We start from the raw sequence: 20,404 nt of genomic DNA, 5'->3' as shown, positions 1-20,404 counted from the left end.
CTTACCAGCGGCACGCTTCGCGCATGGGCTGAATGGCTTGGCGCAAGCCCGTGATGTCAAAACGCAAACCATTCAACACGGCGACATCACTCGTCAGCGTGACCTCATTGGCGTTAAGCAGCTGTCGCAACGTCTCAATCGCGGGTAGCCCTCGGCCGCCGTTAAGTACATGGCCATCGTCGCGTGCACGCCACTGCTGCTGAATACTGCCCGTATTAGTCGAAAGCTGAAGATCAACGCGAGCCGCGTTGACCGGTTCAGGCATGTGCAGTTGGAAGCGAGTGATCGCTTTCTCACAGGCCATCACCATCACCGGGCGCGGCGGCGTGGTTCCCAACGCAGGCACGCTCATCAACACATCGTCGCCGACTTGTTCCACCATCAGCCCTAGCGCCTGTGTATCTCGCTCGGCCTCTTGGCGCTCAATGGCGTACCACAGGTCGGATAGCTCTGAATCGTTTGTCGTGGTCAGCGTTGGTTTAAACACGTCGTCGTAGCAGCTGAGCCGATCTAAACGCGAGGGTTCTTCCGCACAGGCCTGCGCGTTATCCAACACGCTCTCTAGCCCTGCTTGGTGCGCGTCGGCGTACAGCCCTGGGCTACTGCCAGCGCCTATAATGAGCAGCGCTCTGCATGACCATTGGCGCGTCAGTAAGGTCATTTTCATTTGGTATCCAGTTCTAGCAGTTGGCACTTGTGCGCCAGCGTTCGCTTAGGTAAGCCAAGGCTTTCAGCGGTTTGTGCTCGGTTGCCGCCAAAGTGCAGCAACCGCTGACGAATAATGTCGGACTCAACGTCCCGCAGCGCCTGGCGCAAATCGTCAATACTGTCCGGCAACGCGTACGCGCCACCGCTGGTCGGCAGAGTCGTATTTACGGGCGCGTCATTATCAAGCTCTCCTGGCAGCACGTAGGCATCAATATCAGTGCCTTGCGCGGTCATAGCGCAGGCGTAGTCGATGAGGTTTTTTAACTCGCGTACGTTGCCAGGGTAATCGCGACCGTGCAGTAAGCGCAGCGCCGCGGGCGTAATACCCATTTCGACACGCTCTTCACGCTGGCAGAAATCGGTGATAAACGATTGCGCCAGCTGAGCGATGTCATCGCGCCGTTCGGCAAGCGGGGGCAGGGTCAACGGGAACTGGCCGAGCCGGTAGTAAAGGTCGGCGCGAAACTGCTGCGCGCGGATATGCTCGCGAAGCGGCTGATGGGTTGCAGACACTATGCGTAAATCGGCGCAGCGTTCTTCGCTCGCCCCCAAAGGACGATACCGGCCGCTTTCCAGCACGCGCAGCAGCTTGGCCTGCAGCGCCAGCGGCATATCACCCACTTCATCCAGAAACAGCGTGCCGCCGTCGGCTTGGCTAATCAGCCCTTCCTGGGCCTGGTCCGCGCCTGAAAATGCTCCTTTGGAATGGCCGAACAGCTCAGACTCCAGCAGCGCCTCGGGAATGGCAGCGCAGTTAATCGCCATAAACGGGCCTTTTGAGCGCGCCGAAAGCTGGTGCAGGGCACGTGCCACACGATCTTTACCCGTCCCGGTTTCGCCTTGCAGCAACACGGCCAGATTAGTTTCTGCTGCTCTAACCACTTGTCGGCGCAGCGTGTGCATAGCCATCGACTGCCCCAGCAGGTCTTCTGCTAGCTGATCTGCCAGCGTCTGGCGCCGGGCACCGTCGTTAAGTTTGGCGAGGGAATCACGCAGCGCGCGCGTACGATGCCGCTCGCCCTGCTCTCTCGAAAGCCGTGCCCACAGCCTGCATAGCAATGCTTCAAAAGCGGCCATGCCGGGCTCGTCATTAAGCGCGGTGAGAGCGTCCCGCTCGCCGATCATCATCAGCACACCCAGCCACTCTTGATCACCATCTATTGCCCGTAGTGGCCGCACTTGGAGGCATTTATTCGCCGCTAAGCGCGCCACTTGCGTTTGAAACGCGCGGTGATCCAAGCGCGTGCGTGCGTCCCCCACGCTGAGCGTTAGCGCTTTACCGCTACGAATAACGTGGGCGTAGGGATGGCTAAAATCACTGCAATCGAACTGCGCTGCATCGCCGTCACGCCCCAGCCAGCGGCCGCTGCCCTCTACATAGAGGCATTCTGCGCCATCCAGGCCCAGACCATCACGCACCAGCGTTGCTGCTCGCGCGCGCAACGCCTCTGCGTTAGCACTCTCTACTAGGGTTAATGCAATCGGCATTGCGGCTAGCAGCGTCATGAAGTTACGCAACCTCCGCGGTAAAGGTGCCCAGTTCAGCATCGACACCCAGCGCAACGCGGGTCACCTGTTCGCGACGCGCCATGCGTTCGAGCAAGGCACGCGACAGCGGCGGAAGCAGCTCACCGTCAATCACCGACTCCAGCATGCGCGCGCCGTTTTCACTGCGGGTGGCGCGCTGACAAATTGCATCAACCAGGGTGTCATCCAGCGCTACATCCGCATGCCTGTGGCGTTCGCGAATGCGTGTTGCCAGCGTGTGCAGCTTGGCTTTGGCGATATCGCGCAGCGTATCGCCGTCTAGCGGTAGATAAGGCACCACTTCCATACGGGCGAGAAGTGCGGGCTTGAAGAACTCAGCCAGCACGGGATAAAGCGCTGCATCAAGCTGAGCAGCGTTGTCGCCGTGGCGGACAATGACCTCATAGCCAAGGTTCGAGGTCATGAAAAAGAGCACGTTTTTACAGTCGATTAAGCGCCCTTCTCCGTCGGCCAGCTCACCTTTATCGAACGCTTGATAGAAAAGGTTCAACACATCGGGGTGCGCTTTTTCGACTTCGTCCAGCAGCACCACCGAGTAAGGCCGCTGGCGGATCGCCTCGGTCAATAGGCCGCCCTCGCCAAAGCCCACATAGCCAGGCGGTGAGCCAATTAGCCGAGAAACGGTATGCTTCTCTTGGTATTCGGACATATTGATAGTGGTCAGAAACTGGCGCCCGCCATACAGCTGATCGGCAATCTGCACCACGGTTTCAGTCTTACCGACCCCGCTGGGGCCCACCAATAAAAAGGCGCCCAAGGGCCGCCCTGGCCGACGTAGATCCGCACGGGCAGTCAGCAGATGGCGGTGAATGCGCTCTACCGCGCTGCTTTGGCCCTGGATTAATTCCCCTAGATAAGTAGGCAGTTCGGTAAGCCGCGTTAGCTCATCACTGGTCATGCGCTCTACCGGGACGCCTGTCCAGTCGCCGATCACCTGGGCAATCTGTGCTTCTTCAACGCTAGGATTAACCAGCGCAAAGGTTTCTTGCAGCTGCGTCAGCTGCTGTTCACGCTCGGCCAGCGCCTGATGAATGCCTTCAGGCAGTTGATCCAGCGCATCGCTATTGGTGGCATCTAGCAACTGGCGATGCATCGCAACAATCGCATCAACACACTCACGCTGCGCCTGCCAGGCGGCTTCCAGGCTTGCTAGCTCCTGCTCAAGCTTGACTAGGCGCTCCGTTAATACGTGATGGTTTTCGCTATCGGGCTCGCGACCCAACAGTCGCTCACGCTCGAGCTGGTCGCGCTCACGCAATGCGGCGGTGTGCTCGCTTTGTAGATGGCTAAGCCTGCGCGGCGGCGTGTCTAACGCCTGTGCTAATCGCGTGCAGGCGGTATCCAGCACGTCGATCGCTTTGTCCGGCAGCTGCCGCCCGGCCAAGTAGCGGGCCGACAGTGCCGCGGCGGCGCGCAAACCGCTGTCGCCAATCAGAACCCCATGGGCACGCTCATAAACATCTCGCAGGCCGCGCAGAATCACCAGCGCCTGCTCCACGCTCGGCTCAGAGAGCGCTATAGGCTGGAAGCGCCTTGAAAGCGCGGGGTCTTTTTCGAAGTACTTTTTGTATTCACGCCACGTGGTCGCGGCAATGGTGCGCAGCTCGCCGCGCGCCAGCGCAGGCTTGAGTAAGTTGGCCGCATCACCGCCGCCTTCCTGATTACCGGCACCAATCAGCGTGTGCGCTTCATCAATAAACAGCAGCGTAGGGCGCGGTGCGTTTTTCACCTCATCAATCACTGCTTTCAGGCGCTTTTCAAACTCGCCTTTAACGGCAGCGCCTGCCTGCAGGGCGCCTAAATCAAGGGTCAGTAGCTCAACATCTTTTAGCGCTGCAGGAACTTGCCCTGCCACTATGCGTGCTGCCAACCCCTCCACAACGGCGCTTTTACCCACCCCGGCATCGCCGATCACAATCGGATTGTTCTTGCGCCGACGTCCCAAAATATCGAGCATCTGGTCGATTTCCGGGTCGCGGCCCAGCACGGGGTCGAGCTCGCCTTGGCGTGCCTGTTCGGTTAAAGAGGTGGCAAACCGCGCCAGCGCACTATCGTTTCCAGGCTTCTCGCTTCCAGGCCCCAATCTTTCAGACCCCATGCCAGACTGGCGCCCTGCGTTTAAGGATGGGTCACTGGGAGCCTCCGCCGATTCAGCGGTAAGGTGCTCTAAATGGCGGCGCAGCGTTTCGCGATTGATATCCGCCAGCAGGCGCACCGAACCCGCGCCAAGATAGCGCTCAGCGTTATGCAGTAAAGCCGTTAGCACGGCGCCACTGCGTAATGCACGGTGCTGATATTCGGTAGCGGCGAGCAGCCAGGCGTCTTGTAATAGCTCCACCAGCAGCGGTGAAAAGCTGGGCGTGATGATCTCCAGATCGCGTGGCGGGCGCGTTTCTTCGGCAAGCGTTGCACGCAGCGCCGCAGTATCGATCTCGAAATGCTCGCACAAACAGCGTACATCGCACAGCGGCTGGTCCAGCAGCGCTTGCAGCAAATGCGCGGCAGCAACTTCTGGCGCCTGTTGCTGTGCGCACAGCACTGCGGCTTGTTCGAGTCCTTGGCGGGTGATCGGGTTCAGGCGATCAATAAGCGCCGGTAGCTCTACCCTGAGCATGGTATCTCCTAACGATAGATTTGGTTAAGAAGCAAGGTGATCTGCTCAGCCTGCTGGTCAAGTGACCATGACAGGCCCATATACACCGCCACCATGGCAAGCCCAAATAGCCCAAAGATGCCCCAGATAGGAAAGCCCGTTCGCCGCCCTTGGCGAGCGTTAACAACGTTACGCAATGGCTGCGTAAGCGCCTCTTCAGAGGGCTGATCCAGAGTAGAAAGCTGCTCACCTAGCGCACGAACGATTTGTTCGTACTCATCACGGCCGTGGGTCATCACTCGATAGCGACCTTCAAAACCCAGGCATAGGCATAGGTAAATAAACGCCAGCATGTCGCGGTAACGCTTGGGCTCTTGCTGCAATCGCGCCAGGATAGAAAAGACTTTTTCGCCACCCCAGGTTTCGTTATGAAAGCGCGTTAGCAAGGAGTGTTCCGCCCACTTACTTTGCCGCCCCCAGGGCATTCCCATCACCGCTTCATCGATGAAGGAGCACAGCACGTAGCGGTAAGCGAGCAGCGTTGCCCGGTCGTAGCCTTGTTCGGTCAGCTCGATTTCAATCGCGGCAATTTCGTCGACGACCTGGCGATAAAGCCGCTCAACATCGCCTGCGCTATCGAGCTGGCGCACACGTACCACCATGCCCAGCAGGCTGCTCGCGGCGTCTACCAGCGGATTTAAATTGTGGCCGCGCAGGCGAAACCAGTAGTCCTCATCGGCATCCAGCTGCTCGGCGTGGCTGTGTATTAAATGCTCTAGGCCACGCTCATTGATCAGGTCTTCATGGCGTGCTTTGCTGCGCTCAGCGCGTGGGCGCGCCAAATTGCGCTCGTCGGTCGTGAGATGTTGCATGGCTTAACTCCTGATGGCCCAGAACTGCATTTCCAGGCCGGGGAACTCCCCTGCGACGTGGAAGGCAAACCCGCTGGCACCGTTGAGCATTCCCCAGGCTTCGCTCTGACGGTCCAATTGGAAGTAGCTATAACCGGCGTGATAAGGCAGCTCGCGAGGAGCAACCGGCAACGGTTCAAGCGGCACACCAGGCAGCTGAAGACTGATAAGGTCGCGAATACGCTCGACGCTGGCCACTTTGGTTTGCTGTAAGAAAAGCTTACGCAGCCGCTCGTTGGGCATATCTGCCCGCACCGCCAGAATAAACTCCGCCGACTCGATCAGGCTGACATCGGAAAGCGGCGCCACCAGCAAGCCAAAACGGCGCGTTTGTAGCTGAATCGCCACCGCACGTGGCTCAAGCACGGTTGAAAGCGCCTGGCGCATCATCTTCATCAGCGGCCGGAACGCGCGATCAGGGTGATCGTGGTCATAGGCGGGGCACTCTGGCGGCAGCCGCGACTCATCGGTAAAGGTCACTAGCTCACAGGCCACTTCGTGCATGGTGTCGTAAAGCCGCTCAGGATGGAGCTGCCCTAGCCGTGCCAGATGCTGAAAACGCGGCTGAGCACGGTTAAGCAGTTGAAGCAGCATGAAGTCGGTCACATCGGCCACGCCGGCCTGGTGGGGTGTCGAGAGGCGCTGGGCAATATTGCGCGCCCGTTCGCGCATTAGCCCGGCCATTTCACCCACGAAACGCTGAAGCCCAGAAGCCGCCTGCACGTTAAGCAGCGTGGGCAGGAACTGCTCATCCAACACGAGGCTGCCATCCGGGCGACGCTCAACAATACGCGCAACCGCCAAACAGGCGTAGCCGCTGCGATCATCGCGTTCTAAAAGCAGCCGAGGGGAGACGCGTGCAACGTCTAGATCTGCCGAGTCGCCATCGCGGGAATGTAGGTCGCGCACGCTGCGTGACAAGAGACGATAGCGGGCCGGCAAATCATCGCCCGGCCAGCGCACTTCGCCCACGCCATCGGTTGCCAGCGGCAGACCTAAATAGACCACTTGGTTGGTAATGCTCGCATCGCTGATTTCTAGCGGGCTAGGCTCCATATCATCAGCGGGCAGATGAAAAGCAACGCCATCAGGCATAACGCCACTAGCGCGACTGATCGCTATCCGCCCAAAGCTTAAAAACTCGCTGTTCAGTTCCAGCGATAGGAAGCCATATAAATAGTGGCTAACCCCTTTTAGACGCGTATCGATTAAGCCTTCTAGGCTGCGCTGCTGCTGCTGGAAATGCTGGGGCTTGATGAATAAGCCTTCGCTCCACACCACACGATTTCGGCTGGCCATTATTCCTCCTTCCTTAGCTCGACTTCATTGGCACGGAGGTGAACCAGCAGGTGGTAATGCTCGCCACTAGCCTTTACCTTAACGACCTTTTTCCACTCGGCTTCGTTGGGCGTTGCATAAAACGCAATCAGCCCGATGTAACGCGTGTCTTCATCGACTTCAAACGGTTCGTAAAACTTCCACTGCCCGGGCAGTAAAGTGAAGTCGTCATGGGTCAGGTAATTCGTGCCTAGCGCTTCCTCTAAGTCACGGCTTAACTGACCCAAGTCGGCAGCCATTAGCATGGAATCGTCTTTTAGCTGCAGCACCTGAAAGCGCAGCGGCGTTCCTTCACCTTCCACATTGGGATTGACGTTCGGCTCGGCAATCATGCTCAGATCGACCGTGGTGGGCCGATCTTCGGGATAGCCAACGGGGATTGAAGGATCACGCATAACCTGCCACGTTTTCACACCCGCCTCACGGGTTGAAGCACAGCCGGCCAACAGCAGCATGAGGCCGGCCAACCAAACAAGCCGCAGCATCTTCGACATGCTCATGCTTGAGGCGATCATGCCTCCTCCCGCTGCTGGCGACGCACCGACTGGTCATACGCCTGCTCAAAAACTTCCCAAAACAGCTTTTGAAAACCTTGCTGGCGCCCTGAGTTGAGCTCGCGGTAATAGTGGTGATACATCTCCCACGCCCAGCCGCCTTCGTCTTCAATACGATTTCCCGCACCGCGGTAGGCATGAAAACGCTTTAGCAGCGCTTCAGGTGAAAACGCATCAAGAATAGTGCCGAGCGCATGCCCAATGGCCTCCTCCACAGCGGCTTGATGCTGGCCTTGATGGCGCAAGCACTCGGCGACGGCCTCAGGGGCGGACAGATGCACAGGGCTACGCTGGGCCGAAAACAGGGTTTCAGCGGTCTCTTCGTAGGACTGCCCCAGCCGCAGAGGATTATCTTCAATCGGCTGTAAACGACGGTCGCGCAGCGGATATTTACTATTATCCTGGGCCTGCTGCAGTATCCGCAGGCCATCGATAGTGGCTCGCAGCGTTTGGCCTGCTTCTTCTAGAAACGCCTGCTGTTCTTCGCTGTCACGAAAACTTAGATCCAAACCTAAGCCTTTAAGCAGCGGATCTGCGCCAACATGGCCAAGCGCCTGTGTTGTGGGTGCTTGCCAGCGATCTTCCAATTGCTCACCAACCGAGCGCTCTAAGTCGTTTAGCTGCCGCTCATCCATGCCACTGCTCCTCTGCGTCGTTGTGCTAGTCGTGGTAAAAGACGGTTTATTAAATGCCTGTTCTTGATAAGACGGCTCTTGATAGCCCGAACCTTGATAGCCTGATCCTTGATAGGTCTGACGCTGTGAAAACGCCACACTCTCCAACGGCTCAATGACGTCTGAAGCGGCGTCATCACGGTCTAAGGCCACCATCGGGTCATGCTGAATAGAGCCTGGCAGGGCACCACCCAACGCCTCGATGGGGTCACCCTTTTCAGCCTCATGGCTAAACGTTTCGCCGGCGCCCGCTGGCCATAGCGTGGCATCAGCCGTCACGTCGTCATGCTCTTCGTCGATGAGCCGAGAAAGCGAATGGACACCGGGCTGCCAAGCGTGCCGATCGCCTAGGTGCACCTTTAAGCAGTACTCACCGACGAGCAATTCATCGCCATCGCGCAACGCCACTTTTCGGTTGCGCCCCACCGGCAGCGTGGTGCGGTTGATATAGGTGTGGCCGCTGAGATCGACCAAGCAATACTTGCCGTCAATCTTGATGATTTCGGCATGGCTGGGCCTAATTTGCCCACCGTGATCCTGGAGCAGCCAGTCGTCATGAGGGCTGCTACCCAGCGTGCCGCCGTCCTGTTTAAAAACAAAGCTGCTGACTGAGCGGCCTTCAAGCTGCTCGCTGTTAGTTACCACTAACGTTATGGCTTCAAGCTGATTAGCGTGCATGGCTTAACTCGTCATCTGAATGCGTACACAGCGGCGCGCTGTGCTGTCGTCGCTTTCTGGGTCAACAAACGTGGTCCACCCAAGCTGGCATGAGCCGGTGTCGCCTAAACGCATCGGCTTGACCTCACTCTCCAATAATTCAAGTTCAAGGTCGTAGGCCAGCGGCTCGCGCAGTACAAAGCTCACTAGGGTTCGTAGCGGTTTGTGTTCTTCACCGTCGGGCAGAAAATCTCTGAAACGCGCTAAGCTCAGCCCGCGCAAACAAAGTGCAAACTTGCCTTTAACATCGGCGACACGCTCCCCGGTGACCATATCTTCTCCTAGGGTCATTCCTGCCATGCCGGTGCGGCTTCGCTGGTCCGCTGGAATTTCTACCCAGCGCATCACCCACTCGTCTATCTCGACACTGGCTAAATCAAAGCAGTGGCCCACAATGCCGCACACCACATCCGGCGAGCGCGAGCGCCCCGCTAACAGGCCTGCGTAGGCGAGCATTTTGCTCCAGTTGATTGGCGTTTCGCCGCGCAGGTCGCTGTCGGCAAGCCCAACCAACGCAAAAATGGCGGCGGAAAAACCATCGGCAGCGTCATCTTGATAGCGCACGTAATGGCGATATTTACGCCAATTACGGTGGGCGAGCGTCAGCAGCCGATGGTTGAAGAAGTCTAGAAAATCGCCTGCGGCACCTTCCTGGTGGGCGGCGCTATGCGCCAACGTTTCCAAGTAGTAACCGGGTAGCGGGGACTGCGAACCCTGCAACCCGAGAAAACTGACTTCCATCTCATACTGGCCTGCCTGGCTTTCTCGCAGGGCGAGCACGTCACTGCTGGGAAAGCCTAGCGACGCCGATGCGCTGTAGCGCACTCGTTGAAAAGAGGGCACGCTACCGCTATACCGCTGCTCTAAGTCATCGCCATGATGCCGGTGCAGAAGCTCGACGAGTTGATAAAACTCGTAGCGTCGCGCCCCCTGAATCACGGGGGCAAGCGCTACATTAGGGGCTGCTGCCCCGCCTGTAAGGTCCATGTGTAGCGCTCTTGGTTATGGCGATTAATGACATGCAACTCGTGAAAAGAGTTGATGCTTGCGTAAAGCGAAAAGAAGCGCGCCAGCACGCTACCAAACAAATAGAGGCCGCCTTCGTCACCAAAGGCCTCCTGATCAAGCGTCATCACCGAACGCAAGCCACGCACGGGCAGCCCTTTACGCAGCCGGTCAACCGACTGGGTGTCGATATCGATAATCCCGGCTAAGCGTTTTTGCGCCACCCGCTCAGCCTGGCGGTCCACCAGCGCACGAAAGTCATACGCCCGTAGTACCGAGCACAACGCATCACGCTCAAGCAGCGAGAGATAGTTAAGCGACAGGTTGGAAATCAGTATCCACAGCAGCCCATCGTCAAGCGCAGGGCGCAGCACCGGCGTTGGCCGGGTGATATTGCGAAACGCAGCGTAAGCAGGGCTCTCTTCGGTCGGCACGCACAGGTCGCCAATAGTCAGCTGCTCGGGCAGCTCACGGTTACTGCAGGTCAACTGTAAAGAAATCGTTTCGCGACGCCCCACGCGGGCCCGCTCATCACCGCGCACAAACGCAATGTCATGATCAAAGCCATCGCTGCGCAGGCTGTCGCGCACGCGAACGCGGTAATACAGCGCTTCACGCCCCCGGTCTTGCTCTATTTGGTGTTGAAAGCTTTCAAACGGGACGTAGTTTCTTGGATTTCCCTGGGCATCCGCATGCTCGCCCGCCAACCCGCCCTGCACCTGATCAACGCTGAATACCTCGTAGTGAGAAGGCGATCGGCTGCTAGGTCGAATACGGTATTCGCTGCGTTCACCGCTTAAATCGATGGGCTCAGCATCATGCTCAAAGAGATTGATCGCCGGCGTGCAGTACAGCGCCAAGTGCTCATCTTGCACCCGCGCATCGGTCGGCAATATCCGTGAAAACACACAGCGCAACGTCACGCTGCGCGCCGTTTCCACAGGCAAATACTGGTTTAAATTCAGCACATCGAAAAAATGGAACGCCTCAGGAAAGCAGAGGTACTCCTGCAGTATGCGGTAACCTTGATGAACGTTCTGCGGGTACGGCAGCAGTGCCTGATCGCGCTCAAACCCAACGGCTTTTAAAGCGCTAGCGGGTAATGTCTGTACCTTACCGTCGATCTCTAGCTCAAGGCGGGCCAGGTAATGGCTCATCCATAGGTACAGCGTACGAGCGGTATAGCCATCGCCGCCCAAATGCAGGCGCAGAGCGTTAATTCCCATGGCATTCATCGGCTGATCGCTGCGTACGTCCATGGTCAGCTCAACGATAGACGACTCGCGCGTATGGCGAGCATCTACACCGGCATGCGCTAACGGATAAAGCACCACGTCATGGCAGGTACGAAACTGACACGCCGTACCGTCTACCGGCTCGCTAGCAAGTTCAGTGCCGCGCGGCACTTGCTGCTGCTGGCTTAGCGCGTGCCACGTCGGCGTGAACTGCACCACGGTCATGCTGGGTACGGGACGAAGGTAGTTCGGCCACAGCATGCTTATTAAGGAGTGAGTGAGTTCCGGGAACTCATCATCCACCTTCTCGCGCATTCGCCCCGTGAGGAAAGCGAACCCCTCTAACAAACGCTCTACGTCAGGGTCCGTGCTACGCTCAGAAAGAAAGCGGCTCAGGCCGGGGTTTGCATCTGCAAACTCCCGCCCCTGGCGCTTCAAGAAGTTGAGTTCATCTCGATAGTAGCGGTTAAGCATGCGTGCCTCTTGGGTCTATCAGTTAAGGCACTGATAACGCTTGTTGTTGAGCAACAAATCGATAGTGGCATGGGTGTTATCTCTGCCCAGCGCAACCGTTGCATGCACCTGAAAACGTAGCTGCAGCGGGTCACCGTGATTGGGCAACGACTCAACGTCCACGCGTTTGACTCGCGGCTCAAAGCGTTCAATACACTGGCGGATGGCTTGCTGAATATTGAGTTCTAGATCCAAAACGCCGATCGTGGCGTCGTTGAAATCAAGCAGCCCCAGCTCAGGAGCGCACGCACTGTTGCCTGGGTGGCTATTGAGCAAATCAACCAGGTGGCGCTTGACCGACGCCACCACCGCCATTAGCTCGTCGCCTTCGTCCCGCAGCACGGGCTGGTGAGGCGCCGCAAGGCGTTCGAATAAGCGGCTCCCCAACGACTCTCTTCCCTGCGACTCATTTATCAACGACTTGCTTCTCAACGACCCACTTCTCAGCAATCCACCGCTGTCAGCTGCCATGACGACATTCCTTTATTCTTTGTCGAGGCGTCCAACAAGTGAGAGTTCGAAGTTAGCACCCATGTATTTAAAGTGCGGACGCACGGACATGGAGACTTGGTACCAGCCTGGCTCACCCTCAACATCAGAAACCTGAATAGAGGCAGCACGTAGCGGGCGGCGGCTACGCACATCTGCAGGCGGATTTTCCTGATCAGCCACGTACTGACGTATCCAAGCATTCAGCTCACGCTCAAGATCCTGACGTTCCTTCCAGGAGCCGACCTGCTCACGCTGAAGCACTTTTACGTAGTGTGCCAAGCGATTGATGATGAACATGTAAGGAAGCTGTGTGCCCAGCTTAAAATTGGTCTCTGCCGCTTTTCCCTCAGGGGTATTGGGGAAGACCTTGGGCTTTTGAACGGAGTTGGCTGAAAAGAACGCAGCGTTATCGCTACCCTTACGCATGGTTAGTGAAATGAAGCCTTCTTCGGCCATTTCAAACTCGCGTCGGTCGGTGATTAACACCTCGGTCGGAATTTTTGCCTGAAGCTGGCCCAGCGCTTCGTAGGTGTGCACGGGCAAATTCTCAACCGACCCGCCGCTTTGTGGCCCAATGATATTGGGGCACCAGCGATACTTGGCAAAACTATCGGTTAGCCGCTCGGCTAAAAGGTAAGCAGTATTGCCCCACAGATAGTCTTCGTGGCCTTCACTCACATTTTCACGGTAGTTAAAGGTCTTGATGGGGTTTTCTACCGGATCATAAGGCGTCCGTAGCAAAAAGCGTGGTGCGGTTAAGCCCAGGTAGCGGGCGTCTTCTGACTCACGCAGGCTGCGCCAGCGAGCATATTTCGGCCCTTCAAAAATCGCTTTGAAGTCTTTGATATTCGGCAGCTCCTCAAAGCTATCGATACCAAAAAACGAAGGGGCAACAGATGACATAAACGGCGCGTGTGCCATGGCGCCCACGGCTGACGCATACTGCAGTAGCTTCATATCCGGCGTGGAAGGTGAAAAGTCATAATGGCCAATGATGCCGGCAACGGGCTCACCGCCGAACTGGCCGTAGCCAGCGTTATAAACGTGCTGATATAAGCCGCTCTGGCTGATTTCAGAGGCGAATTCAAAGTCTTCTAGCAGTTCTTCTTTGGTCGCATGCAGCACATCAAGCTTAATATTCTCACGAAAATCGGTGCGATCAACCAGCAGCTTCAAGCCGCGCCACGCTGACTCTAGTTGCTGAAAGCTGGTTTCGTGTAATACTTCATCAACTTGATGACTAATTTTGCGATCAAGCTCAACAATCATGTTATCAACAAGTGATTTATTGACCTTGGGGGCCGCCTCGCCGCCATTCAGCAGCTCAGCGATAAACGCCGCCACGCCTTTCTTGGCAACATCGTACCCTTCATCGGCAGGCGCCATGCGCGTTTGCGCCATTACCTGATCAAGTAGCGATACCTCTGCTTCTGTCTCTACCGATGCTGCTGTGCCCTGCTGCTTTGCTGACTTACTCATCACGGTGCCTCGAATACGCTATATCGCATTGAAAAAACGCTGCTAATACCTAAGATTTATTTATCCTTATCGGCATCCAGCAAGTGCAGCTCGTTTAACAGCTGCTGGCGCGCTTCGTCGTTTTCCAGCAGCTTCTGCAGCCGATCACGAAAAGCAGGCACGTTCCCCAGCGGCCCTTTCAAGGCAACCAGCGCTTCGCGCAATTCAACGAGCTTGCGTAATTCAGGCACCTGCTTTGCGACTGCGTCAGGCGAAAAATCTTCGAGTGATTTGAAATCAAGATTGACAGCGATATCGTTCGCTTCATCACCTTCATCGAGCCGGTTAGGCACCGCGGTTTGTAAACTCAGCCCCGCCTCACGCATGACCGATTGGAAGTTGCTTTTATCAACAGAGACGGCCTGGCGCTCTTCAATAGGGGTTTCTTCCTCCCCGCCTTTAAAATCACCCACCACCATTAGCTTGAGCGGCAGTTCCGTTTCGGACTGCTGGTCACCGGTAGCTGGCACATACTTGATATTGATGCGCTCTTTCGGCGCAACGGTTCCTTGCTTAGCCATGGAATTTAGCCCTGGAGAGAAATGTATCAATGTAACTGTTAATAGTTCTCAATCTAGGGACGGTAACTAATTGCTTGGACATGCACCAATCACGGCTTCTCTACCTATAACACCCCAGCTGCCTAAGAACCGTTAAGCACTCAGTCATCAAAATAGGATTTACGCCACGTTAGCGACACATTTTAAGAAGTTAGGCTGCAAATTATCAAAATAGTAATTAACATTCATTTGCTAATCATAATTTGTAAGATATCTCTTACAAACTCTGTCGGCAATCTCTTAAGGTTATTGACTGAAATCACGCACAAATGAGGCGGCTAAAATGAATAGCGCCTTAATGATTAAGCTGATCAGAGATTGAATAAAAGAAAATATGCACCACGTTTTGAATATCTACGTTACTCAATGAAACCAAAAGCACTCATAAATTACTATAAAAAATAGTCTAAAATTATAACCAAAGATGAATGAGCAATTCGTTGCCAAGCAAGCAAAGAGTTGCTTAAAATAGGCAATATTTTGCCTAATAATAATTAACAATTAATATAATTATAAATAAACTATTGAAATTATTGATTAAATTATAAACGGCATGACCCTTGCTTTATATATTGAGTCAGCGTGACATTTCTTTCTATATCTCAGTCAAGGAGCAGACCATGCCAACACCATGTTATATCAGCATTGAGGGCCAAACTCAGGGCAACATTACCGCTGGTGCCTTTACACCGGACTCTGTCGGCAACATTTATGTTGAAGGCCACGAAGACGAGATGCTGGTTCAAGAGTTCAAGCATGTGGTTACCGTACCGACTGACCCGCAGTCTGGTCAGCCTTCCGGCCAGCGCGCTCATAAACCTTTTATCTTTACCGTTGCTCTCAACAAATCAGTACCGTTGATGTACAACGCTCTTGCGTCTGGGGAAATGCTGCCTAACGTAGCTCTCAACTGGTACCGCACGTCTGTTGAAGGTAAGCAGGAACACTTCTTCACCACAACATTGACCGATGCCACGATCGTTGACATCAACCTGCGCATGCCACATGCCCAGGACATCAACAAATCTGAATTTACTCAGTTGATGGATGTGTCATTGGCTTACCGCAAAATCGATTGGGAACACACCGTTGCCGGCACCTCCGGTTCTGACGACTGGCGCGCTCCGATTGAAGGCTAAGCAGAACCGTTAAAACGAACCTGCAAAGCCGCGTGTCAAAGCACAGTGCATGTTGTAAAAAAGCCCCTTCCATTTGGAGAATATAGTAATTTCTATGTAATTCTCTGAATACCGGGCTGCACATCCCATGAATATCATATTCATGGGATGTTTTTTTACGCAGCGTGTAAAAAATAAAAAGCTACCTTGGCTGTTGTTGCCATCTTGGTTTGCTAACCAAGATTGTGCCTGCGTGCTATACCGCCCCGTACCTCTGTCGGAGGAAGACAAGATCTAGTCTAAAGCACAGCTGTTTCCTTACTGATGCTAAACAAAGGGTTCACACTTCTATCTTCTTACTTCAGCTTTCGGCCAGTATCGAACAGCAGGGCATTAACGCAGAGTGGAAAAATATTGTGTAGGCGATTTGCCTAGCGCTTTCTTGAACATCGTGATGAATGCATTCACAGAGTCATACCCCAGAGTGCCGGCCACACTTTGCACAGAGGCGCCCTCTGCCAGATGGCTCAGTGCGATCATCAGATGCAACTGCTGACGCCAGCGTCCGAAGCTCAGTCCGGTAGTGCTTTGCACTAGTCTCGCCAGCGATCGCTCGCTGGTTGCAAGCCGGGCGGCCCACTGGCGAAGCGTTGTACGGTCGCCGGGGTCTGCAAAGAGCGTATCTGCAATTTGTCTGATTTTCGGGTGGTCTGATATTGGCAGGTGCAGCTCTTTAACCGGCGCGTCAGAAAGCTGTTCGAGAAGCACCGCAACCAGCCGCGCTGTTTTGCCCTCGGAAAGGTAAGTAAGCTCCTGTTCAGCAAGATGCAGGATCAGCTCCCGGACAAGGGGCGTGATGGCAACCGTACAACATGCTTCAGGCATAACTGCCGCGTCAGGCTCAACAAATAGGAAACAGGTGCGGGCGTTTTGGGTAACTCGGCAACTGTGAGGGGTGCCGCCGGGTATCCATACCGCATGCTGGGGAGGAACGAGCCACAGTGCGTTCTGTACCTCACAGCTCACCGCACCGCGCAAGGATAAGATCAGCTGGCCTTTACGGTGATCATGCGGGCTAATACCTGAATGATTCAGTTCGGGCGCGACCTTGAGGGCAATCGCTGCCTGAGCAAACACATCTGAATCGAAATCTTCCGGCGATGAAACGCCTTTTTTGAAATTTGGCATAATTTAGTTATCAGGTGTCATAATCTCTATATTATATGAGCGTTCTATTCTCTACAGTTCTTCTTTTTTATGAGAAGAGTTAGCGAATATGTTAGACACAAAAAACAAATGGCATGCCGTTGCACTCGTAGTGGGCATTCTGTTTATTGCCGCCAACCTGCGGGTTCCGTTTACCGGCATAGCGCCGGTTCTACCGCTAATCCAGAATGATTTTGGACTGAGCAACTCCGCTCTGGGCCTGCTTACTTCACTGCCTTTGCTTGCATTTGCTGCCTTTTCCCCGCTGAGTGCATCTGTAGCCCACAAGTTCGGAATCGAGCGCACCCTGTTTGGCGCACTAGTAGTCATTTCGCTGGGTATTCTGCTGCGTTCCGCAGGAAGCGCCTGGGCGTTGTACGCCGGTACGATACTGATAGGCACGGGGATCGCCCTAGGCAACGTTTTACTGCCTGGCCTGATTAAGCGTGACTTCTCAAAGAACATGGCCTCCATGACCGGCGCTTACGCCATTACGATGGGAGCATCGGGCGCGGTGGGGTCAGCCGTGATCATTCCCCTGACGCAGGCGTGGGGGTGGCCTATTGCTCTGAGCTTGTTAGTTGCAGTTCCGCTGTTTGCGCTGGTTTTGTGGCTGCCTCAGCTGAAAAAACACGACCCGGTGAACCTGTCCGGTCCAAAAAAATCAGCAACCGTGGCCGTCTGGAAATCGCCTCTGGCATGGCAGGTCACACTGTGCATGGGCCTGAATGCGATGCCTTTTTATGTCGCTGTAGGCTGGCTGCCTACTATTCTGATAGACCATGGCATATCGGCCACACAAGCAGGATCGGTGCACGGAACGCTTCAACTCGCTACGGCAATTCCGGGCTTGATATTAGCAGCCACGCTTCGCCGCCTGAAAGACCAGAAGCTAGCGGCCGTAACGACCAGTCTGCTGGTTGCCATATCCCTGATCGGACTTATTTATGCGCCAAACCTAGCCATGTTATGGGCCGCGCTTTTGGGCTTTGGCTCTGGCGCTAGCATGATGCTCGGCCTGACGTTCATCGGGCTGCGCACAAAAAATGCTGGCGACACGGCGGCGCTGTCAGGAATGGCGCAGTGTGTGGGTTACCTGATGGCAGCAGCTGGCCCCCTGCTGCTCGGTCAACTGCACGACTGGACCGGCGGCTGGACAGCGCCGTTGTTAACAACCGCAGCAATCGCCATTGCCGGCGCATTCACCGGCATGATGGCCGGGCGAAATGTCCAACTTGAACCTGGTTCATCGTCGAACTGAATCGGCACTTTAGATTGCCGAATTACCATCGCGGACAAGCTCGGTGATCCAATCAGCAAATGCGCTCACGGCTGGCGAGAGAAAACGCTGATGTGGATAGAGCAAGTTGACCGGCACGGAGGCGGGCTGCCAGTCCGCCAGAACTTCAATCAGCCGGCCTTCTTCCAGATGATCTGATACCACTTCCTCAGCAAGCTGTGCCAGCCCTAACCCTTCAAGACACATTTTTATGTAGAGTCCTGTCTCATTGGCGGCCGCAGCGCCGCTGACCGAAACTGACATTTTTTCAGTGCCACTGGCAAAGCTCATTTCACCCGCTCGCCTGGCGTGTCCTGAAAAATAGTGGACGGCTTGGTGCTGTGCCAAGTCTTCTGGAGTCTGCGGAATACCCTTCTCTGTGAGATAGGCCGGAGAAGCACACGTCACCCAGCGAAATCGGCCGAGCGATCGCGCGACGAGCGTTGAGTCATTGAGTTCCCCAGTCCGAATAACGCAATCTACGCCCTCCTGAACGAGATCGACCTGCCGATCGTTGACGCCTATCATCAGATAGATATCTGGATACCGCCTGTAAAAGGCTTTCAGATTGGGCATGACGACAAAATGTGCAATGCCGCCAGGCATATCAACCCGCAAACGTCCCTGCGGCCGTTTAACCGAATCACTCAGGCTAGACTCTGTCTGCTCAATCAGTTTCAGTATTTCGCGACATTGTGCCAAATACTGTGCACCCTCAGTCGTCAGACTGACCCGCCGCGTTGTTCTGTTCAGCAAGCGCACCTGTAAATATTTTTCAAGACTTTTAATCGTGCTACTCACCGTCGAGGCCGGTAAGGACAGCGTTTCCGCCGCGTGAATAAAGCTCCCTGCCTCAGCTACACGGACAAAAATCTGCATTGCCTGAATACGATCCATATTCTTTTTCCATGAGCCACAGCAGAGGCCATCATTGTTCGTGATTTCTGGATAATGAAAACAGTTTAGCCGTCTTTTTCAGAGGAGTCATTTTGCGTATCTTTTCTTCATGGAATTTCAAAAAGGTGAAATGCAGATGACTGATTATATTCGAAATATAGTACAGGCCCATGACTCGCTAACGGCCCGGACGCTTATCCGTGGCGCTACTGTTCTTAGTATGGACGATGATATAGGCAATTTAGTCAGCGCCGATATCCTTATCGAAGGCAGCACCATCATAGCCATTGATGAAGATATTGAGGCCAGTGACGCCGTCATTATCGATGCAGCAGGCATGATTGCCATACCGGGCATGGTTGATTCTCATCGTCACTCTTGGGAGGGGCAGCTACGCCGACTTAATCCGAATGCTACATGTCTGGAAGACTACAGCAATGCCACGCACTTCTCTTTTGCCAAATACTATCGCCCTGCCGATAATTATATCGGCAACCTGCTAACGGCCTTAGGCTGTATTGACGCGGGTATCACCACTGTCATAGACAATTCCCATAATAGCCGTACGGCTGAGCATTCCGATGCTGCCGTTGAAGCCCTGTTTGATACGGGCATTCGCGCCATACATGCCTCGGGTGCGCCCGTTGCCGGAGAGTGGGACGAAGCGCACTGGCCAGGTAACTGGCAACGCTTGCAGGAAAAGTATTTTAAGAATAACCCTGACAGCCTTGTTTCTCTTGGGGTCATGGCTCAGTTGGAGCCAGAGTTGTGGGCCGAGGCTCGTCGATTAGGGCTACCAATTGTGACTGAGTTCTTTGGCTCTTTGATGGCGTCTGAACTTGAATCACTGCATCAGCAAGGCCTTCTGGGCCCAGATAATATCTTTAATCACTGCACGTCATTGCCTGATGAAGGTTGGAAAATTTTGCGTGAAGCGGGTGTGCGGGTCAACGTATGTCCGCGCTCAGATGCGCACTACGGCATAGAAGATGGCATGTTCGCTATGCCGGCTGCGCAGCGTCATGGCATCAATCCTGGGCTAAGTGTCGACAATGAAACGTCTTACAGCACTGACATGTTTATGGAAATGCGCGTGGCATTTTACCTGCAGCGGGTCATGGGCATGCATCAGCAGCATACTTGTGGCTTTAAAGAGGCGCTAACAACACTCCCGGCCGCACAGCTTCTTAAATCGGCGACCGTCGATGGTGCGTATTGTGCTGGATTGCAGGACAAAATTGGTAGCCTGACACCAGGTAAGCAGGCCGACATTGTTCTTATCAATGCTGAGGACATCAACCTTTACCCATCAGGCAATGCATTCGGCACGGTGGTACATGCAGCAGAACGTAGCAATATTGATACGGTTATGATTGGCGGACGTATCGTCAAGCGCGATGGCAAGGTAGTGGGAGTGGACAGCGAGCGACTCCGTGCCGCAGTCGACGAGTCCCGTGAGCATCTTTTCGCAGCCTCAGGCTATCAGCCTGACATTTTTGCTGAGACGTTTTTGCCGCTTGAATCGGCTCAGTAAGGAG

The 20,404-nt window shown here is 55.0% G+C and carries 17 protein-coding genes; 3 read left to right on the top strand and 14 right to left on the bottom strand.

All coding sequences use genetic code 11. The features are described 5' to 3' along the window. Position 1: 1 nt before the first annotated feature. Genes vasI through tssB form a run of 12 tightly spaced genes read right to left on the bottom strand, consistent with a single transcriptional unit; the run spans position 2 to position 14,327 of the window. Positions 2-667, bottom strand: coding sequence for a type VI secretion system-associated protein VasI (gene vasI / locus CIK78_RS05360; protein WP_096277944.1), 666 nt, complete (start codon positions 665-667; stop codon positions 2-4). After that, the gene (locus CIK78_RS05355; protein ID WP_225734151.1) at positions 664-2,214 is read right to left on the bottom strand and encodes a sigma-54 dependent transcriptional regulator; all 1,551 of its coding nucleotides are present in this window, start codon (positions 2,212-2,214) and stop codon (positions 664-666) included. The genes vasI and CIK78_RS05355 overlap by 4 nt, the downstream gene beginning before the upstream one ends. A gap of 4 nt (positions 2,215-2,218) precedes the next feature. Further along, positions 2,219-4,870 (bottom strand): type VI secretion system ATPase TssH, encoded by a 2,652-nt coding sequence (gene tssH / locus CIK78_RS05350; RefSeq protein ID WP_096277940.1) that lies wholly within the window; start codon positions 4,868-4,870, stop codon positions 2,219-2,221. 8 nt (positions 4,871-4,878) lie between these two features. Beyond that, positions 4,879-5,721 carry a type IVB secretion system protein IcmH/DotU gene (gene icmH / locus CIK78_RS05345; RefSeq protein ID WP_176483365.1) on the bottom strand — a complete coding sequence of 281 codons (843 nt, stop codon included), beginning with the start codon at positions 5,719-5,721 and terminating at the stop codon, positions 4,879-4,881. Between the two features lie 3 nt (positions 5,722-5,724). Then, positions 5,725-7,059: a type VI secretion system baseplate subunit TssK gene (gene tssK, locus CIK78_RS05340; RefSeq protein WP_096277937.1), complete on the bottom strand. Its 1,335-nt coding sequence runs from the start codon at positions 7,057-7,059 to the stop codon at positions 5,725-5,727. Continuing rightward, positions 7,059-7,613: a type VI secretion system lipoprotein TssJ gene (gene tssJ, locus CIK78_RS05335; protein WP_225734152.1), complete on the bottom strand. Its 555-nt coding sequence runs from the start codon at positions 7,611-7,613 to the stop codon at positions 7,059-7,061. Before tssJ ends, tssK begins: the two co-directional genes overlap by 1 nt. After that, positions 7,610-9,004, bottom strand: a complete 1,395-nt coding sequence (tagH, locus tag CIK78_RS05330; protein ID WP_096277935.1) for a type VI secretion system-associated FHA domain protein TagH — start codon at positions 9,002-9,004, stop codon at positions 7,610-7,612. Before tagH ends, tssJ begins: the two co-directional genes overlap by 4 nt. A 3-nt stretch (positions 9,005-9,007) precedes the next feature. Next, positions 9,008-10,030: a type VI secretion system baseplate subunit TssG gene (gene tssG / locus CIK78_RS05325; RefSeq protein ID WP_096282274.1), complete on the bottom strand. Its 1,023-nt coding sequence runs from the start codon at positions 10,028-10,030 to the stop codon at positions 9,008-9,010. Further along, positions 9,994-11,757, bottom strand: coding sequence for a type VI secretion system baseplate subunit TssF (gene tssF / locus CIK78_RS05320; protein WP_096277933.1), 1,764 nt, complete (start codon positions 11,755-11,757; stop codon positions 9,994-9,996). Before tssF ends, tssG begins: the two co-directional genes overlap by 37 nt. Before the next feature lie 18 nt (positions 11,758-11,775). Then, entirely contained in the window at positions 11,776-12,267 is a 492-nt protein-coding gene (gene tssE / locus CIK78_RS05315; RefSeq protein WP_096277931.1) for a type VI secretion system baseplate subunit TssE, read from the bottom strand. 12 nt (positions 12,268-12,279) lie between these two features. Further along, positions 12,280-13,767: a type VI secretion system contractile sheath large subunit gene (gene tssC, locus CIK78_RS05310; protein WP_096277929.1), complete on the bottom strand. Its 1,488-nt coding sequence runs from the start codon at positions 13,765-13,767 to the stop codon at positions 12,280-12,282. Between the two features lie 56 nt (positions 13,768-13,823). After that, positions 13,824-14,327 (bottom strand): type VI secretion system contractile sheath small subunit, encoded by a 504-nt coding sequence (gene tssB / locus CIK78_RS05305; protein ID WP_096277926.1) that lies wholly within the window; start codon positions 14,325-14,327, stop codon positions 13,824-13,826. Positions 14,328-14,986: 659 nt separating this feature from the next. Between tssB and CIK78_RS05300 the strand changes: the two genes are divergently transcribed. Next, positions 14,987-15,505, top strand: coding sequence for an Hcp family type VI secretion system effector (locus tag CIK78_RS05300; RefSeq protein WP_096277924.1), 519 nt, complete (start codon positions 14,987-14,989; stop codon positions 15,503-15,505). Positions 15,506-15,877: 372 nt separating this feature from the next. On the opposite strand, the gene CIK78_RS05295 is transcribed toward CIK78_RS05300, so the two are convergent. Then, positions 15,878-16,672, bottom strand: coding sequence for a helix-turn-helix transcriptional regulator (locus CIK78_RS05295; protein WP_096277922.1), 795 nt, complete (start codon positions 16,670-16,672; stop codon positions 15,878-15,880). Between the two features lie 88 nt (positions 16,673-16,760). Between CIK78_RS05295 and CIK78_RS05290 the strand changes: the two genes are divergently transcribed. Further along, positions 16,761-17,951: an MFS transporter gene (locus tag CIK78_RS05290; protein WP_096277920.1), complete on the top strand. Its 1,191-nt coding sequence runs from the start codon at positions 16,761-16,763 to the stop codon at positions 17,949-17,951. A 9-nt stretch (positions 17,952-17,960) separates the two neighbouring features. Here CIK78_RS05290 and CIK78_RS05285 read toward each other — a convergent pair whose 3' ends face one another. Continuing rightward, positions 17,961-18,866, bottom strand: coding sequence for a LysR family transcriptional regulator (locus CIK78_RS05285; protein WP_096277918.1), 906 nt, complete (start codon positions 18,864-18,866; stop codon positions 17,961-17,963). A gap of 136 nt (positions 18,867-19,002) precedes the next feature. Between CIK78_RS05285 and CIK78_RS05280 the strand changes: the two genes are divergently transcribed. Next, entirely contained in the window at positions 19,003-20,400 is a 1,398-nt protein-coding gene (locus CIK78_RS05280; RefSeq protein ID WP_096282273.1) for an amidohydrolase family protein, read from the top strand. Positions 20,401-20,404: the final 4 nt, after the last annotated feature.

The sequence above is a fragment of the Halomonas sp. JB37 genome (genome assembly GCF_002332255.1).
GTDB lineage: Bacteria > Pseudomonadota > Gammaproteobacteria > Pseudomonadales > Halomonadaceae > Vreelandella > Vreelandella casei.
This window is presented reverse-complemented; position numbering and strand designations above follow the sequence as displayed.

Coding starts and splice junctions, on each gene's coding strand:
- tssK (WP_096277937.1), bottom strand. CDS start 7,059: ATGGCCAGCCGAAATCGTGTGGTGTGGAGCGAAGGCTTATTCATCAAG.
- tssG (WP_096282274.1), bottom strand. CDS start 10,030: ATGGACCTTACAGGCGGGGCAGCAGCCCCTAATGTAGCGCTTGCCCCC.
- vasI (WP_096277944.1), bottom strand. CDS start 667: ATGAAAATGACCTTACTGACGCGCCAATGGTCATGCAGAGCGCTGCTC.
- tssF (WP_096277933.1), bottom strand. CDS start 11,757: ATGCTTAACCGCTACTATCGAGATGAACTCAACTTCTTGAAGCGCCAG.
- CIK78_RS05285 (WP_096277918.1), bottom strand. CDS start 18,866: ATGGATCGTATTCAGGCAATGCAGATTTTTGTCCGTGTAGCTGAGGCA.
- CIK78_RS05355 (WP_225734151.1), bottom strand. CDS start 2,214: ATGACGCTGCTAGCCGCAATGCCGATTGCATTAACCCTAGTAGAGAGT.
- tssH (WP_096277940.1), bottom strand. CDS start 4,870: ATGCTCAGGGTAGAGCTACCGGCGCTTATTGATCGCCTGAACCCGATC.
- tssJ (WP_225734152.1), bottom strand. CDS start 7,613: ATGATCGCCTCAAGCATGAGCATGTCGAAGATGCTGCGGCTTGTTTGG.
- icmH (WP_176483365.1), bottom strand. CDS start 5,721: ATGCAACATCTCACGACCGACGAGCGCAATTTGGCGCGCCCACGCGCT.
- tagH (WP_096277935.1), bottom strand. CDS start 9,004: ATGCACGCTAATCAGCTTGAAGCCATAACGTTAGTGGTAACTAACAGC.
- CIK78_RS05280 (WP_096282273.1), top strand. CDS start 19,003: ATGACTGATTATATTCGAAATATAGTACAGGCCCATGACTCGCTAACG.
- CIK78_RS05300 (WP_096277924.1), top strand. CDS start 14,987: ATGCCAACACCATGTTATATCAGCATTGAGGGCCAAACTCAGGGCAAC.
- tssC (WP_096277929.1), bottom strand. CDS start 13,767: ATGAGTAAGTCAGCAAAGCAGCAGGGCACAGCAGCATCGGTAGAGACA.
- tssB (WP_096277926.1), bottom strand. CDS start 14,327: ATGGCTAAGCAAGGAACCGTTGCGCCGAAAGAGCGCATCAATATCAAG.
- CIK78_RS05295 (WP_096277922.1), bottom strand. CDS start 16,672: ATGCCAAATTTCAAAAAAGGCGTTTCATCGCCGGAAGATTTCGATTCA.
- tssE (WP_096277931.1), bottom strand. CDS start 12,267: ATGGCAGCTGACAGCGGTGGATTGCTGAGAAGTGGGTCGTTGAGAAGC.
- CIK78_RS05290 (WP_096277920.1), top strand. CDS start 16,761: ATGTTAGACACAAAAAACAAATGGCATGCCGTTGCACTCGTAGTGGGC.